The sequence below is a fragment of the Marinobacter sp. MBR-99 genome (assembly GCF_040547575.1).
Lineage (GTDB): Bacteria > Pseudomonadota > Gammaproteobacteria > Pseudomonadales > Oleiphilaceae > Marinobacter.
In genome coordinates, this window is sequence record NZ_JBEPPY010000003.1 from 69874 (window position 1) to 84992 (window position 15119).

Sequence of the window (15119 nt, forward strand, 5' to 3'; positions counted from 1 at the left end):
ATCAGGCGTTCTTCCAATGCTTGGCGATAAAGCCCTGCACCTCGGACACACTGTTATCCAGCACGGTGTAGCGCTCTTCCCGCTCGAACAGGTCCGCCATGTGGGCCGGCAGTTGCGGCTTCACAACCAGGCCAGACTCGGCGATGGCGTCCGGGAACTTGGCCGGGTGGGCGGTACCCAGGGTAATCATCGGCACAGTGCCGTCGCGGCGGCAGTTGCGGGCGGCGCGTACGCCGATGGCGGTGTGCGGGTCCAGCAGGTATTCGTTCTTCTCGTAAATGTCCCGAATGGTGTCGCAGGTGGTTTTGTCGTCCACCGCGTCGCTGTCGAACAGCTTGCGGGCGTGCTTCCAGCGGTAGTCTTCGATGCTGACAGGACCCTTGGCTGCCCGCTCCAGCAGATCTTTCACCGCCGCACCGTCACGGCCGTGCAGGTCGAACAGCAGGCGCTCGAAGTTGCTGGACACCATGATATCCATGCTCGGCGACAAAGTGTGCTCCAGCTGATGCTGCTCATATTTGTTGCCGCTCATGAAGCGATGCAGGATGTCGTTGCGGTTGGTGGCAATCACCAGCTGGCTGATGGGCAAGCCCATCTTCTTGGCCAGGTAACCGGCAAAGATGTCACCGAAGTTACCGGTGGGTACCGAAAACGCCATGCTGCGATCCGGGCCACCCAGGGCCAGGGACGCCTGGAAGTAGTAAACAATCTGGGCCATGATCCGCGCCCAGTTGATGGAGTTCACCGCTGCCAACTGGGTTTTGCCACCCAGGAATGACTGGTTGCCGAAGCTTTCTTTTACCATGCGCTGGCAGTCGTCGAAGTTGCCCTTGACCGCGATGTTATGGATGTTGTCACCTTGCACCGTCGTCATCTGCCGGCGCTGTACTTCCGATACTCGCTGGTACGGATGCAGGATAAAGATATCCACATGCTCGCAACGGCGGCACCCTTCGATGGCGGCAGAGCCGGTGTCACCGGAGGTGGCACCCATGATCACAACGTGCTGCTTGCGCTTCTCGAGGACGTAATCCAGCAGTCGACCCAACAGCTGCAGGGCAAAGTCCTTGAACGCCAGCGTGGGGCCGCGGAACAACTCCATCACCCACTCATTGGTATCCAGCTGCACCAGGGGTGCGACCGCCTGGTGACTGAATACGCTGTAGGTTTCATTCAGCATCTTGCGGAAGTCATCAGCCGGGATGGCGTCTTCCACAAACGGGTACATCACCTTGTAGGCCAGCTCTGCATAGGAGAGCCCACGCCAGCTACGAATTTCTTCCACGCTGAAGTGCGGCAGGGATTCCGGCACATACAGGCCACCGTCTGTGGCCAGGCCTGTCAGAAGAACGTCTTCAAAGCCCAGAGCGGGCGCTTCACCCCGTGTACTGATGTATCTCACGTGCGTACCTGTCAGTTAAAGTTTTCAGCGCGGATGCGGACAACCTTGCCATCGATGTCGGCGAGGGATTCCATCTCGTCAATGGCCAGGTTCATCTGGCGCTCCTGAACCGTGTGGGTCAGGATGATGACCGGAATCCGGCCATCCTTGAATTCGGATTCTTTCTGCATGATCGATTCGATGTTGATGCCATGCTCACTCAGGATCGCGGCAATCTTGGCCAGCACGCCCGGATGGTCAAAGGCCTGAATACGCAGATAGTAAGCCGACTGCACATCTTCCATTGGCAGGACCGACAGATCTTCCAGAGCCGCCGGACTGAAGCCCAGATAGGGAACACGCTGCTGACTGTTGCTGGCAACCGCGCGGGCCACATCAATAATGTCTGCAATCACCGCAGATGCTGTGGCCTCGTCACCGGCACCAGGGCCGTAGTACATGGTCTGCCCTACCGCGTCACCGTCTACCAGCACCGCATTGAGCACGCCATCCACCTGGGCAATCAAGTGACTTTGTGGCACCAGCGTTGGGTGGACACGCAACTCGATACCGTCATCACGACGACGGGCGATACCCAGATGCTTTACCCGATAGCCGAGAAGCTCGGCATGGGAAATGTCGTAAGGGGTAATGCCGGAAATGCCTTCGGTGTAGGCTTTCTCGAATTGCAGGGGAACGCCGAAACCTGACGCCGCCAGAATGGTCAACTTATGGGCTGCGTCAATGCCTTCGACATCGAAGGTCGGGTCGGCTTCGGCGTATCCCAGGGCCTGGGCTTCTTTCAGAACTTCGCCAAATTCGCGACCGGCGCGCATCTCGGTCAGGATGTAGTTACCCGTGCCGTTGATGATGCCGGCAATGGTATCAATACGGTTGGCCGCCAGGCCTTCACGTACCGCCTTGATCACCGGAATACCACCGGCAACGCCGGCTTCGTAGGCGACAACAACGCCGGCTTTTTCGGCCGCCTCGAAAATCTCGTTGCCGTGCACGGCAATCAATGCCTTGTTGGCGGTCACCACGTGCTTGCCCTGGGCAATCGCGGCCAGAACCAGTTCTTTAGCGGCATCATAGCCACCAATCAGCTCAACCACGATATCAATGTCAGGATCATTCACCACATCGAAGATGTCGGTACTGAAAGGAACGCTGCCAAGCTCCAGATCATCCCGGCTGTGACGGCTGGCCACCCGGGTAATCCGGATATTGCAGCCCGCACGCCCCGCAATAATCGCAGCATTGCGAGTCAGGACATTGAATGTACCGCCGCCAACGGTTCCCAGTCCGCAAATTCCGACATTAACGTCTTTCAAGCTCTCACCTCTGATCCCGATGGGGTGCTGATGGATTGCAACAAAGGGCGATAGTATACCGATTCAGTGGCCTCTGAATAAGCCCTGAATCGGTTGCAGTTAACACGATGGATGTCGGAGCTGTGCGCCAGCTCCGGAGGCAATCACAGAATCCCAAGCCCTTCGGCCAGGTTTTGCGCAGGTACGTAGCCCCTGACCATGTTACCGTCTTCGAGCAGAATGGCCGGCGTGCCAGTGACCCCTACCTGACCACCCAGGCGGTACTGCTCCTCGACCGGGTTATCACAGGTTTTCTGGGCCACAGACTTGCCAGCCTTGGCGGCATCCATCGCTTCCCGCTGATCATCAGCACACCATACCGACACATACTTTCTGAAGGACGGCGTTCCGGGGCCCGAGCGAGGGAACGCGTAATAGTTCACAGTGATCCCGTATTCGTTTAACTGAGGCACCTCATCATGCATTTTCCGACAATAAGGGCAATCGATATCGGTAAACACATTAATCACCGCCTTTTGCTCACCCCTGGCCGGATAGGAAATCACACCCTTGCCGGAAAACGTGGCCATCTGCTCTTTACGCTGGCCGGCCCGCGACGCCTCTGACACATTGGCAATGCCATTATCTGTAATCTTCAAAAGATCACCGGTCAGCAGGTAAACACCATCCGCCGTGGTGTAAATGGTGTCGCCGTTATTGCTCTGCACTTCGAAAAGGCCGGCCGCTTCGGATTTCCGTACCGAAGTCACTTTCAAACCCGGCACCGCGTCCATCAGGCGCTTGGCAATTCGATCCTCGGTGTCGCCAGCATTCACTGCTGAAACCCCGGTCAGTGACATCACCAGACCCGCCACAACGGCCACAATATTCAGATTCATGGGTTTAACTTACCTTCTGTGTTTGTAATTTCGAAACCTTGTGATGCGACACCGCCACTCGGCAAAAGTTCATCCGGCTAACATACCAGATTAGCCCCGGGGATGGTGTGCCTGATGCAAATCCTGAAGCCGCTGGCGCGCTACATGGGTGTAGATCTGAGTTGTTGAAAGATCGGAATGCCCCAGCAACATCTGCACCACCCTAAGATCCGCCCCGTGATTAAGCAGATGTGTGGCAAAGGCATGGCGCAGGGTATGTGGTGAAATGTGCTTACGGATCCCGGCACGAACCGAATAATGCTTGATTCGGTGCCAGAAGGTCTGGCGCGTCATGGCAGTGGCCCGATTACCAGGAAACAGGGCGTTACTGCTTTTGCCCTTCAGGAGTTCACCGCGAGCCTCTTTCATATAGCGAACCAACCAGTCGACGGCTTCCTCGCCCAGCGGCACGAGACGTTCTTTACCTCCCTTGCCACTGATTCGGACAACCCCTTGGCGCAGATTAACCTGATCAACGGCCAACCCTGTCAACTCCGACACCCGAAGTCCGCAACCATAGAGAATCTCAAGCATGGCCCGATCCCGCAGCTCAATCGGCTCCTCTGGATCCGGCTCAGTGAGCAAGGCGTCCACGTCATCCTCTGTCAGGGTATCCGGCAGACGCCGGGGCAAACGCGGGCTGTCAATTCTCAGAGTCGGATCTTCGGCAATCAAACCTTCACGCAGCAGGAAACGGTAAAAACGACGAATACCAGACAACCGCCTGGCAGCAGTACTGGTTTTGAGACCGTCCGCCAACCCCCTCGACATCCAGGCCAGTAGATCGGTACGCCGGGCAGCACGCAGGGTTGGCGAACCGGGCTGGGCCTGCAACCAATCGGCCAGCCTGAACAAGTCACTGGCATAGGCTTGACGGGTTTTCTCACCCAGACCATCCTCTAACCAGATGGCATCGGAAAACCGGGTTATCAACTGCTCATCGTCTGGCCGGGGCAAGGCTATACCTCTTCACTCGCTGCCTGTCGGCATTACAGCATAAAAAAAGCAGCCCCTCGAGGCTGCTTTTTTTTGCAACTGAATGGCCAGAGGCCTGAATCAGTTAAGCTTTTCCTTGATGCGAGCTGCCTTACCAGACAGGTCGCGCAGGTAGTAAAGCTTGGCCTGACGCACGTCACCACGACGCTTCACACTCACGCTGTCGATCAGCTTGGAGAAGGTCTGGAAAGTACGCTCAACGCCCACGCCGTAAGAAATCTTACGAACAGTGAAGGAAGAGTTCATGCCACGGTTGCGCTTGCCGATAACCACACCTTCAAACGCCTGCAGACGCTCACGGTTACCTTCAGTTACGCGAACCTGAACAACCACGGTGTCACCCGGCGCGAACGCAGGGATTTCCTTGGTCATCTGTTCTGCTTCAAGTTGACTGATGATGTTGTTCTTGCCGCTCATCGTAATGCTCCTGATACCCAATCTTTCAATGCCCTGATGACTCAGAGACACCCGGTTCGTTCAAAATTTCTTCCAGAAGCTGACGCTCTTCTTCCGTAAGCACCCGCTTTTCCAGCAGGTCGGGGCGTCGCTCCCGGGTTCGCCTCAACGATTCTTTCAATCGCCAACGCCGGATCTGTTCATGGTGACCGCCCAAAAGAACTTCCGGCACCGCCTGACCTTCGTAAACCTCGGGCCGGGTATAGTGCGGACAATCCAGCAAACCATCAGCAAAGGAATCCTGCTCCGCTGACTGCGCATGACCCAGCGCTCCGGGGATGAGGCGTGTTACCGCATCAATCACAGCCATCGCCGCCAGTTCGCCACCGGAGAGTACAAAATCCCCCAGTGACACTTCCCGGTCGACTTCCGCCGATATCAGGCGCTCATCAACGCCTTCATAGCGACCGGCAACGAGAATCAGCTGCTGTTCGGCGGCCAGAGATTCAACCACCGACTGATCCAGCCTTTCGCCCTGGGGCGAAAGGTAGACCACACAGGCCTTGCCGGGTGCCGATGCCCTGGCCTCATGAATTGCGTCCCGGAGGGGCTGAATTTTCATCAGCATTCCCGGGCCGCCACCATAGGGCCGGTCATCCACCGTGCGGTGCCGATCGTGGGTATAGTCCCGGGGATTCCAGCAGTTGAAGGTCAGTAACCCTTCACGAACTGCCCTGCCGGTAATACCGTAATCCGTCACCGCAGAAAACATATCCGGGAACAGACTGACCGCGCCAATCCACACCCGTCAGAACTCCGGATCCCAGTCGACCACCATGCGCGAGTTGTCCAGATCCACCCCGTGAACCACCTGATCAGGCAGATAGGGGATAAGCCGTTCGCGCTGGTCAATGGAGCTCGCCGTTGCGCGCACCACCAGGACATCGTTGGAGCCTGTTTCCAGCAGGTGATGCACCTTACCCAGGCACTCACCTTCAACCGTGAACACTTCAAGCCCCTCCAGCTGGTGCCAGTAGAATTCCCCTTCAGGCAATTCCGGCAACTGCTCGGTTGGAACCCGGATCTCGGCACCGCCATAGGAGCGAGCCAGCTCACGGTCATCAATACCTTTAAGCCTGACAACGATCCCCTGCCCCTGGCGGCGACCCTCCTCAAGCTTTACCGGGATACGCTTACCGTCAAGAACCAGAGTCCAGTCACGATAAGTGAGTATCCCTTCCCGGGGCTCAGTGTAAGAGAAGACTTTAAGCCAACCCTTGACCCCGAACACCGAGGTGATCTGGCCGATCACAGTTTCCTGTGGATGCTGTGTCATGCCTGTCAAACCCCGGTCTTTACGTGCAATTAACCAGCAGTTTTGAGCAGCTGGGCAACGCGATCACTTGCCTGGGCGCCCTGGCCCAGCCAGAAATCAACGCGCTCACGATTTACACGCAGGCGCTCTTCCTGGCCGCGGGCAACCGGGTTAAAGAAACCAACACGCTCAATGAAACGGCCGTCACGGGAGTTACGGCTGTCAGTGACTGTCAGATGGTAGAACGGGCGCTTCTTGGAGCCGCCACGAGCCAAACGGATTGTTACCATTTCGACCAATATCCTGTTCTGTTGTACGAACTTTGTACGATTCTCACCATGCCGACTGGCGGCTGACGAGAAGACCCATACTCGAAAGGGGCGCTATTCTATGCCAAAAAAGCGCCAATGAAAACAGGGAAACGCTCGGTTTCCCCATTTTATATGTAAGGCTTTTTACATACGGCCGAACGGGGGCATGCCACCACCGCCGCCGGGCGGCATCATACCACCAAGACCGCGCATCATGTTGGCCATTCCGCCCTTCTTGCCAACTTTCTTCATCATCTTCTGCATCTGCTTGTGTTGCTTCAGCAGTCGATTCACATCCTGTATCTGAGTGCCGGAGCCAGCGGCAATGCGGCGCTTGCGGGAGTTGTTGATCACATCCGGGTACCGGCGCTCCTTAGGCGTCATGGAGCAGATAATGGCCTCCATCTGACCAACAGACTTGTCATTTACCTGCTGCTGCGCCATCTGAGCCATCTGCCCCATACCCGGCAACTTGTCCAGCAGGCCGCCAATGCCGCCCATATTCTTCATTTGCTGGAGCTGATCGCGGAAATCTTCCAGATCAAAGCCCTTACCTTTCTTGATCTTTTTGGTAAGTTTCTCGGCCTTCTGTTTATCCAGCTTGCGCTCTGCTTCCTCAATAAGGGAAAGCACATCCCCCATCCCCAGAATGCGGGACGCAACACGGTCTGGATAAAACGGCTCCAGGGCATCGGATTTCTCACCCACACCCAGGAACTTGATCGGCTTGCCGGTGATGTGACGCACAGACAGGGCCGCACCGCCGCGGGCATCGCCATCAGTTTTGGTCAGCACCACACCAGTCAGCGGCAGGGCATCATTGAACGCTTTGGCCGTATTGGCGGCATCCTGACCGGTCATGGCGTCAACCACGAACAGGGTTTCCACCGGGCTCACTGCCTTGTGCAGCCGCCCGATCTCGCCCATCATCTGCTCATCCACGTGCAGGCGGCCGGCGGTATCAAGAATCACCACATCGATATGCTTGCGGCGGGCCGCCTCAATCGCACCGTTCGCAATATCCACGGGATCCTGATCGGTGGTGCTGGGGAAAAACTCGACACCCACTTCACCGGCCAGGGTTTCCAACTGTCGGATGGCCGCCGGCCGGTAGATATCGGCACTGACCACCAGCACCGATTTTTTCTGACGCTCTTTAAGGAAGCGGGAGAGCTTGGCAACCGTCGTGGTTTTACCAGCACCCTGCAAGCCAGCCATCATGATCACCGCCGGCGGCCGGGTAGACAGGTTGAGGGATTCATTGCCCTCGCCCATCACACGCTCCAGCTCCTGCTGGACAACCTTTACAAACACCTGGCCCGGCGTAAGGCTGCGCTGGACTTCCTGACCAATAGCCCGCTGCCGGACACCTTCAATGAAATCCTTTACGACCGGCAGCGCGACGTCCGCTTCCAGCAGCGCCATACGAACTTCGCGAAGCGTGTCTTTGATGTTGTCGTCGGTCAGGCGTGCCTGGCCGGAGATCTTGCGCAAGCTACCGGATAGCCGGTCCTGGAGGTTCTCAAACATGATGCTCTTCCGTACCCCGGAGAAATTGTTCACACAAATCAAGAAGCCAGCCCGGGCTGCTTGATTCCTGTTGCATAATCGCGACATTATACCCAGACTACGGAGCCTCTGAACAACTCCGTGCCCGCTTTCATTACAAGGCAACACTCTAAGGATGTCATGGGAACGCTGATTCTCGCGGTTACCGCACTCTTTCTTTACAGCGTTGGAACCGCCCTGCAGGCTTTGCACTTCAGGGGGCGGGTGCAGAGTAATCTGGCCATTACCACCCTGATTGGCATCCTGGCACTGATTGGCCACGGTTTGCTGATCGCCCAGACAGTCCACATGGATGGCGGCTTTGATTTGAGCTTTTTCAAAAGCTCGGTGCTCATTTCCTGGCTGATCGTCTTTCTTCTATTGGGCCTGAATCTGACTAAACCAGTCGCCAGCTTGTTCCTCGGGGCCTATCCCATAGCGGCACTGACGATTGTAATGGCACTGATCACCCACACCCCATCCCGGCTGGTGCCGGATCAGAGCTACGGTATGCTGTCACATATTGCTCTGTCGGTGACTGCCTACAGCCTGTTCACCCTTGCAGCCATTCAGGCGGTACTGCTGTATTTCCAGAACCGGCAGCTCAAACACAACTACAACAGCCTGCTGATCCGCAACCTGCCACCGCTGCAAACCATGGAATCCCTGCTGTTTGAAATGGTCTGGGCGGGTGTTGTTCTTCTGGTTCTGGCCATTGTCACTGGTGCGGTCTTTATCGAAGACCTGTTTGCCCAGGACCTGGCACACAAAACGCTGTTCTCAATGCTCTCTCTTATGGTCTTTATAGGCCTGCTGGTGGGCCGCTACACCAAAGGCTGGCGGGGAATGACAGCCAGCCGCTGGACCTTGGCGGGGTGTGCCCTGTTGATGCTGGCATTTTACGGCAGCAAATTTGTGCTTGAATTGCTGTTCCAGAGAGGCGGCTGATCGCCCGAATCACTTGACACTGCAAACCCAGTCACCCTATTTTCCACTCTTGTCGTCAATATAAGGGCTTTTCTTTTGAACGAAACATCGCTGACGGCGCTGTTCATTCTTCTTGTCGGCCTGGTTATCCTTTCGGGCTTCTTCTCCAGCTCCGAGACGGGAATGATGTCCCTCAACCGGTACCGCCTGAAACACATGGCGAAAACCGGCCACAAAGGCGCCCGCCGTGCGCAAAAACTCCTGAACAGAACCGACCAGCTGATCGGCGTCATCCTGATCGGCAACAACTTCGTCAATATCTTTGCCTCAGCCATCGCCACGGTAATCGCCATCCGGATCTGGGGTGATGCCGGCATCGCTATCGCCACCGTACTGCTCACCATTGTCATCCTGATCTTTGCCGAGGTTACCCCGAAAACACTGGCCGCCCTGTTCCCGGAGAAAATAGCTTTTCCAGCCAGCTACGTGCTCAGGCCGCTACTGAAGATCCTCTACCCGCTGGTGTGGGCAGTTAACCTGTTCACCACAGGCATTCTGCGCCTGCTTGGCGTGTCGTCAGCCCAGGCCACCGAGGACCACCTGAGCCGGGAAGAACTCAGGACCGTTGTGAATGAGGCTGGCGCACTGATACCTGCCAAGCACAAAGACATGCTGGTTGGCATACTGGACCTGGAAAAAGTCACAGTGAACGACATCATGGTGCCCCGCAACGAAGTGGCGGGCATAGACCTTGAAGACGACACCGACACTATCCTGCGCCAGCTCAGAAGCAGCCAGCACACACGACTGCCAGTGTATAAAGGAGACATCAACAACATCCAGGGCATTCTGCATCTTCGAAGCGCAGCGAAATTGCTACAGGAGACGGAAATCAACAAAGCCATGCTGATGCAGCTAAGCCAGGAGCCCTATTTCATTCCGGAAAGCACACCTCTGAACACCCAACTTCTCAATTTCCAGAAAGGCCGTCGCCGCTTTGGCATCGTGGTGGACGAATACGGAGAGGTCCTGGGACTGGCCACACTGGAAGACATACTCGAGGAGATTGTGGGCGAGTTCACCACTGACTACTCGGCCACCTCACAGGACATCATTCCGCAGGACAACGGCACCTATATCATCGACGGCGGCACAGCGGTCAGATCCATCAACAAAACCCTGGGCTGGAAACTGCCTACCGATGGCCCGAAGACCCTGAACGGATTGATCACCGAAAAGCTGGAAAACATTCCAGAAACCAACGTTTGCCTGAAAGTCGGCGGCCACCGTGTGGAAGTACTGCAAATCAAAGACAACGTGGTAAAAGCGGCAATTGTGCACCCCAAACGCCTCGGCAAACGGTCCCGGCCTGCCCTCGAACCTCGACCGGCTCGATGAACCGGACACGGCCGATGAGGCCGGCTTTTTGAAAAGCGTCTCAGGTTAGCGTTTATTCATGTTAATCCGACCCAAAATGCGCTAAATTTAACCAATAATTCAGAATAGAAGAATAGCAAGCTCGGTCATGTATCCGGTTGAGGCGTAAACAGGAGTCGGCCATGAACAAGCAGTCCGGCATACATTACCTTCGCGAACACCGGGAAGCAGCTAGTTCCCGGCCGGTTCCAAAGGAGGTAACCCGTATTCGTGACACGGTTGTCGCGGGTCTGGGAGATTTGCTGCAAGGGGCTTTTGACGCTGTCGATGATTCACTCTTCGAACTGGCGAATAATGCCCGTAGTAATAACGAGCAAAATCGATACTTTGAAGCGATGCGGGAAATCCGCATAAAGCGCAAAGGGGTTGAACGGCATTTCCAGAACGCTGTTGCCCAATTCTTTGCCAACCCGCCCCACGCCGGACAACTGCAAACCCAGGACACCTCCCAACAGGCGAGTGCAGACACCCTGTCACTGGTCGGTAACGATGACCTGGAAGAGCAGGTTGCCCTGAATGCAATGATCACCAAGGCCAAAGCGCACTTCCAGGGCCCCCTGATTCAGCTGCAGGCAAGATTCACCGAAGTATACCCGGACGCCACAGAAGAAGTGCCTATTAATCCTATGGCACCGGAACACCTGTGCAGCGCGTTTACCGAGGCCATCCAGGCGCTGGAAATCCAGATTCGGGAGCGGCTGATCGTTCTGAAGCAGTTTGACCGCTACGTGGTGTCCAACCTGGGCATGCTGCTGGACGAAGCCAACCGGATACTGATCCAGGCCGGCGTCATCCCCAACTTCCGTTTCCATGGCAAGGCAGGCCAACAGCAAAAGGCCGCGGGTAAGCCAGCACAGGGCGATACAACCGGGTCCAAAGCCGATGACAACGCCGGTTACGAGCAACGGCCTGAAGATACCGCCCTGTTCGATCAGATTCGCCAGATGCTGGCACTGCAAAGGGCCCATTCAGGCATGCCACCGCGCAGCGCCGACCCCGCCTTGCGCGTGGTCGGAGGGCCGGAACTGGCAGATATGCTCAATACCCTGCCCAGCCACTTCAACCTTGAGGACAGCGGCGATCTGAGCACTGGCAAGCCGGTAGAAGTAGATTTGCGCCAGGTCGTTCAGCAATTGTTGGCAAGAGCGGAAGGCCAGGATGGGCGCAAACCGGCGCTGAATGAAGTCGACGAAGACCTGATCAACCTGGTCTCCATGCTGTTTGAGTTCATTCTGGATGACTACAATCTGTCCGCCCCGGTGCAAGTGCTCATCAGCAGACTACAAATTCCGATATTGAAAGTCGTCATCAAGGACAAAAGCTTCTTCAGCAAGGCCACCCATCCTGCCCGAAAATTGCTCAACTCCCTTGCCCGTGCCGGCATTGGCTGGAGTTCCAGCGACGAGAAAGCCAGAGACAAGCTCTACGGGCAGATTCACAACGTGGTACAACGAATCCTCAACGAGTTTGACGGCGATGTGACCCTGTTTGAAACCCTGAACCAGGAGTTTGAGCAGTTCCTTGAACGCGAAAACCGCAAAGCCTCTCTGGTGGAACAACGCACCCGGGAGTCCGAGCGGGGTCGCATCAAGTCCCAGAAAGCCCAGGAAGCGGTCGACCGGCTACTCAAGGAAAAAGTCTCCCGGTACCGTTTGCCTGAACCGGTGCACGACATCCTGATCAATGGCTGGAGCCGGGTCATGTTTTTGGCCTACCTGCGTGACGATACCGAGCACCGCTGGCACGAGACTGCCCGGGTGGTCGACGACCTGATCTGGTGCCTGCACCCCCACGAGGAAGATGAAGAGCGGGATCAGTGGGTACGGGTTGTTCCTGCCCTGCTCAAGACACTCCGGGCCGGCCTTGAAGAAGTGTCTTACAACGCCTCCCGCCTGGACCAGATGATGGGGCAGCTTAAGCACGAACTGGCGGAAGCCTTCCGCACCAATGCGGCCATCGAGGCACGCCAGGACAGCTCCGAAGAGTTGGAAGAGGCGCCCACCGTGCATCAGACAGCGGTTGAGCGCCAGCAGGAACTGGAAGATGCCGCGATTGCAGAGTATGTAGCGAAGCTGGATGACATTGAAATTGGCAACTGGGTCGAGTTCAAGCTGGTCAACGGCACCAGCTTCCGATGCAAACTGTCTGCGGTGATTGAAGAGGCGAATTGTTTCGTCTTTGTGAATCGCATGGGCCTGAAGGTGATCGAGAAAACGAGGGTGGAACTCGCTCACGAAATGCGACGGGGCCGCCTGACGCTTCTCGAGCAGGGAGCGCTGATTGACCGTGCCCTGAATGCCGTTGTAGGCAACCTGCGCAGCAAAACCGCCTGATAGCGATGCCGGAGTCAGGCCCTCGACCTCCGTCGATCCCGGCGTCCTATCGGCTGATTCTGGCCATATCCCTTGCCCTGACTGCACACACATTATTCTTGGCCGGGTTTCCCTCACCACTCAGGGAAGCCCGCGAGGTCAGTCACCGCCTGGTATTTACCCTCCAGTCCCCCGCCTCCGAAGCCAGTTCCGCTTCCAGCCCCAGCGATGCCGACCCACATCGCCTGAGGCATCCGGATTTTACTATTGAGGCACCAGAGCGAATCACCACCGATTCGGCAAACCAGCGAATTGCCAGGCCCGCCCCACAGCAAGCCACCCGGCGCAGCCCGGAGCCATCAGCCAGAACCGAGATCAGCCAGTACAGCGCGCCACAGCAATTGGCTAGCCCTGAATCGGCAGCCATCAAGCCGGCAACCTCCACCACAACAGACAAACCCGAGGCAATTCAGCGGATAACCCTGTCACCCTCAGAGCAAGATCCTTATCTGATACTGCTGGCGACCCATCTGGCGGAACAACTAGAGCGGCAACGGGTACCTGCAATCGCTGGTCTGCAGGAAACACTCACGATGGAACTGGAATTAAGACTGCTCGCCAACGGCGCGCTGACCCGGGCACGGGTTGTCGAGTCGACGGGTGTACAGGGGATTGATGAGGCAGCGTATCGGGCAGCGCTGGCTGCCAGCCCCTATCCGGAGCCAAAAGGAGAAGAGCGGGACCACTTCGAGGTGAAACTGGTGTTCACCCCGAAGCGCCGCTAACCGACAGATCAGGCTTCGGCTTGCTTGACGGCATCTTTAACCGCCTTGGCCAGCTCACCGCTTTCCGACATTTCCAGAACGATGTCACAACCACCCACCAGTTCACCACCGATGTAGAGCTGCGGATAGGTCGGCCAGCTTGAGTAGACTTTGAGGGCTTCGCGCAGCTCCTGATTGTCCAGAATGTTCACGAACGCAAACCGCTCACCGCACGCCATCAGAGCCTGGACGGTACGGGCGGAGAAACCGCACTGCGGTGCCTGCGGAGTGCCCTTCATATACAGAATGACCGGGTTCTCTTCGAGCTGGCTCTTGATGGTTTCGTTGATATCCATGAACTCATACCTCTGGTTGAAGTCAGGTTTACCGTCACACGGCATTTAACCGCTATTGTACACGGCTGGTGGATTAGCCACCAAACCGATGTGTTTGACCCGGAGCAACCACCCCGCGCCTGGCGTTGTTTTACGGGTTGTGAAGGGCTAGACTTGATGCCCTTTTCAGATGCTAACCGTACAGCAGTTTCCTTGAAACAGGGTCCTTTCATGGCGGCAAGACATTTTCTGACACTGAACGACATGACCACCAGTGAGCTGGAACAGCTCCTTGATCATGCATCCAGGCTTCGTAAAGAGTGGCATGCCGGGAAAACCCGGGATTCCCTGAAAAACCGGGTTTTGGCGATGATCTTTGAAAAGTCGTCCACTCGCACACGGGTTTCCTTTGAAGCGGGCATGACCCAACTCGGTGGCACCGCCATGTTTCTGTCGCCCCGGGACACCCAGCTTGGCCGGGGTGAGCCCATCGAGGACTCTGCCATCGTGATCTCCAGCATGGTGGATGCGGTGATGATCCGGACCTTTGCCCACGAAACCGTTGAGCGCTTCGCCTCGGCGTCCAGCAAGCCGGTAATCAATGCCTTGACCGACGAATTCCACCCGTGCCAACTGCTGGCCGACATGCAAACCTATCGTGAACATCGCGGCAGCATCCGCGGAGGCACCGTTGCCTGGATTGGGGATGGCAACAATATGTGCCACTCCTACATCAACGCGGCGGCCCAATTCGACTTTCACCTGAATGTCGCCTGCCCGGAAGGCTATGAACCTGACAGCAAGCTGCTGAACGCTCACAGTGATCGGGTAACCGTGGTTCGCAATCCGGAAGACGCTGCAAGGGGCGCCAACCTGCTGGTCACAGACGTTTGGGCCTCCATGGGCCAGGAAGACGAACAGAAAGCCCGCGAGAAGGCCTTCCGGGACTACCAGATCAACCCGGCACTGATGTCTGTGGCCGCCAAGGATGCCCTGTTCATGCACTGCCTGCCGGCACACCGTGGCGAGGAGATTTCCGCCGATATGATGGAGCACCCCGGTTCTGTGGTGTGGCATGAAGCGGAAAACCGTTTACACGCCCAGAAGGCCCTGCTCGAGTTCCTCATCCTTAATCGCCTGGACTGA

Annotated in this window: 15 protein-coding genes; 5 read left to right on the forward strand and 10 right to left on the reverse strand. The window is 56.7% G+C overall.

Annotated features, from left to right (window positions below):
• Position 1 precedes the first annotated feature (1 nt).
• From thrC to ffh, 9 genes are all read right to left on the reverse strand, one after another.
• Positions 2–1402 carry a threonine synthase gene (gene thrC, locus ABIE59_RS03460; RefSeq protein WP_354444280.1) on the reverse strand — a complete coding sequence of 467 codons (1401 nt, stop codon included), beginning with the start codon at positions 1400–1402 and terminating at the stop codon, positions 2–4.
• Between the two features lie 11 nt (positions 1403–1413).
• Entirely contained in the window at positions 1414–2715 is a 1302-nt protein-coding gene (locus ABIE59_RS03465; RefSeq protein WP_354444282.1) for a homoserine dehydrogenase, read from the reverse strand.
• 143 nt (positions 2716–2858) lie between these two features.
• On the reverse strand, positions 2859–3593 hold the full coding sequence (locus tag ABIE59_RS03470) for a DsbC family protein (protein WP_354444284.1): 735 nt from the start codon (positions 3591–3593) through the stop codon (positions 2859–2861).
• Positions 3594–3683: 90 nt separating this feature from the next.
• Positions 3684–4589, reverse strand: a complete 906-nt coding sequence (xerD, locus tag ABIE59_RS03475) for a site-specific tyrosine recombinase XerD (RefSeq protein ID WP_354444286.1) — start codon at positions 4587–4589, stop codon at positions 3684–3686.
• A 99-nt stretch (positions 4590–4688) separates the two neighbouring features.
• Complete coding sequence (gene rplS, locus ABIE59_RS03480) at positions 4689–5045, reverse strand: 50S ribosomal protein L19 (protein ID WP_022988899.1); 357 nt, start codon at positions 5043–5045, stop codon at positions 4689–4691.
• 25 nt (positions 5046–5070) lie between these two features.
• On the reverse strand, positions 5071–5829 hold the full coding sequence (gene trmD, locus ABIE59_RS03485) for a tRNA (guanosine(37)-N1)-methyltransferase TrmD (RefSeq protein WP_354444288.1): 759 nt from the start codon (positions 5827–5829) through the stop codon (positions 5071–5073).
• A 3-nt stretch (positions 5830–5832) separates the two neighbouring features.
• Positions 5833–6360 (reverse strand): ribosome maturation factor RimM, encoded by a 528-nt coding sequence (gene rimM / locus ABIE59_RS03490; protein WP_152437468.1) that lies wholly within the window; start codon positions 6358–6360, stop codon positions 5833–5835.
• A 29-nt stretch (positions 6361–6389) separates the two neighbouring features.
• On the reverse strand, positions 6390–6629 hold the full coding sequence (gene rpsP, locus ABIE59_RS03495; protein WP_058091782.1) for a 30S ribosomal protein S16: 240 nt from the start codon (positions 6627–6629) through the stop codon (positions 6390–6392).
• Positions 6630–6794: 165 nt separating this feature from the next.
• Positions 6795–8180, reverse strand: coding sequence for a signal recognition particle protein (gene ffh / locus ABIE59_RS03500; protein ID WP_354444291.1), 1386 nt, complete (start codon positions 8178–8180; stop codon positions 6795–6797).
• A 159-nt stretch (positions 8181–8339) separates the two neighbouring features.
• On the opposite strand from ffh, the gene ABIE59_RS03505 reads away from it, so the two are divergent.
• The 4 genes from ABIE59_RS03505 to ABIE59_RS03520 all read left to right on the forward strand — a co-directional run bounded on the left by ABIE59_RS03505 (position 8340) and on the right by ABIE59_RS03520 (position 13659).
• Positions 8340–9146 (forward strand): cytochrome C assembly family protein, encoded by an 807-nt coding sequence (locus ABIE59_RS03505; protein ID WP_354444293.1) that lies wholly within the window; start codon positions 8340–8342, stop codon positions 9144–9146.
• A gap of 75 nt (positions 9147–9221) precedes the next feature.
• Positions 9222–10523: an HlyC/CorC family transporter gene (locus ABIE59_RS03510; RefSeq protein WP_354444295.1), complete on the forward strand. Its 1302-nt coding sequence runs from the start codon at positions 9222–9224 to the stop codon at positions 10521–10523.
• A gap of 161 nt (positions 10524–10684) precedes the next feature.
• Positions 10685–12895, forward strand: a complete 2211-nt coding sequence (locus tag ABIE59_RS03515) for a DUF1631 domain-containing protein (RefSeq protein ID WP_354444297.1) — start codon at positions 10685–10687, stop codon at positions 12893–12895.
• Positions 12896–12993: 98 nt separating this feature from the next.
• A complete protein-coding gene (locus tag ABIE59_RS03520) occupies positions 12994–13659 on the forward strand; it encodes a TonB family protein (protein WP_354444299.1) in 666 nt (221 codons plus the stop codon).
• An 8-nt stretch (positions 13660–13667) separates the two neighbouring features.
• Here ABIE59_RS03520 and grxD read toward each other — a convergent pair whose 3' ends face one another.
• Positions 13668–13994, reverse strand: a complete 327-nt coding sequence (grxD, locus tag ABIE59_RS03525) for a Grx4 family monothiol glutaredoxin (RefSeq protein WP_061332302.1) — start codon at positions 13992–13994, stop codon at positions 13668–13670.
• 210 nt (positions 13995–14204) lie between these two features.
• Here grxD and argF point away from each other — a divergent pair, with 210 nt between their 5' ends.
• Positions 14205–15119, forward strand: a complete 915-nt coding sequence (argF, locus tag ABIE59_RS03530) for an ornithine carbamoyltransferase (RefSeq protein ID WP_354444302.1) — start codon at positions 14205–14207, stop codon at positions 15117–15119.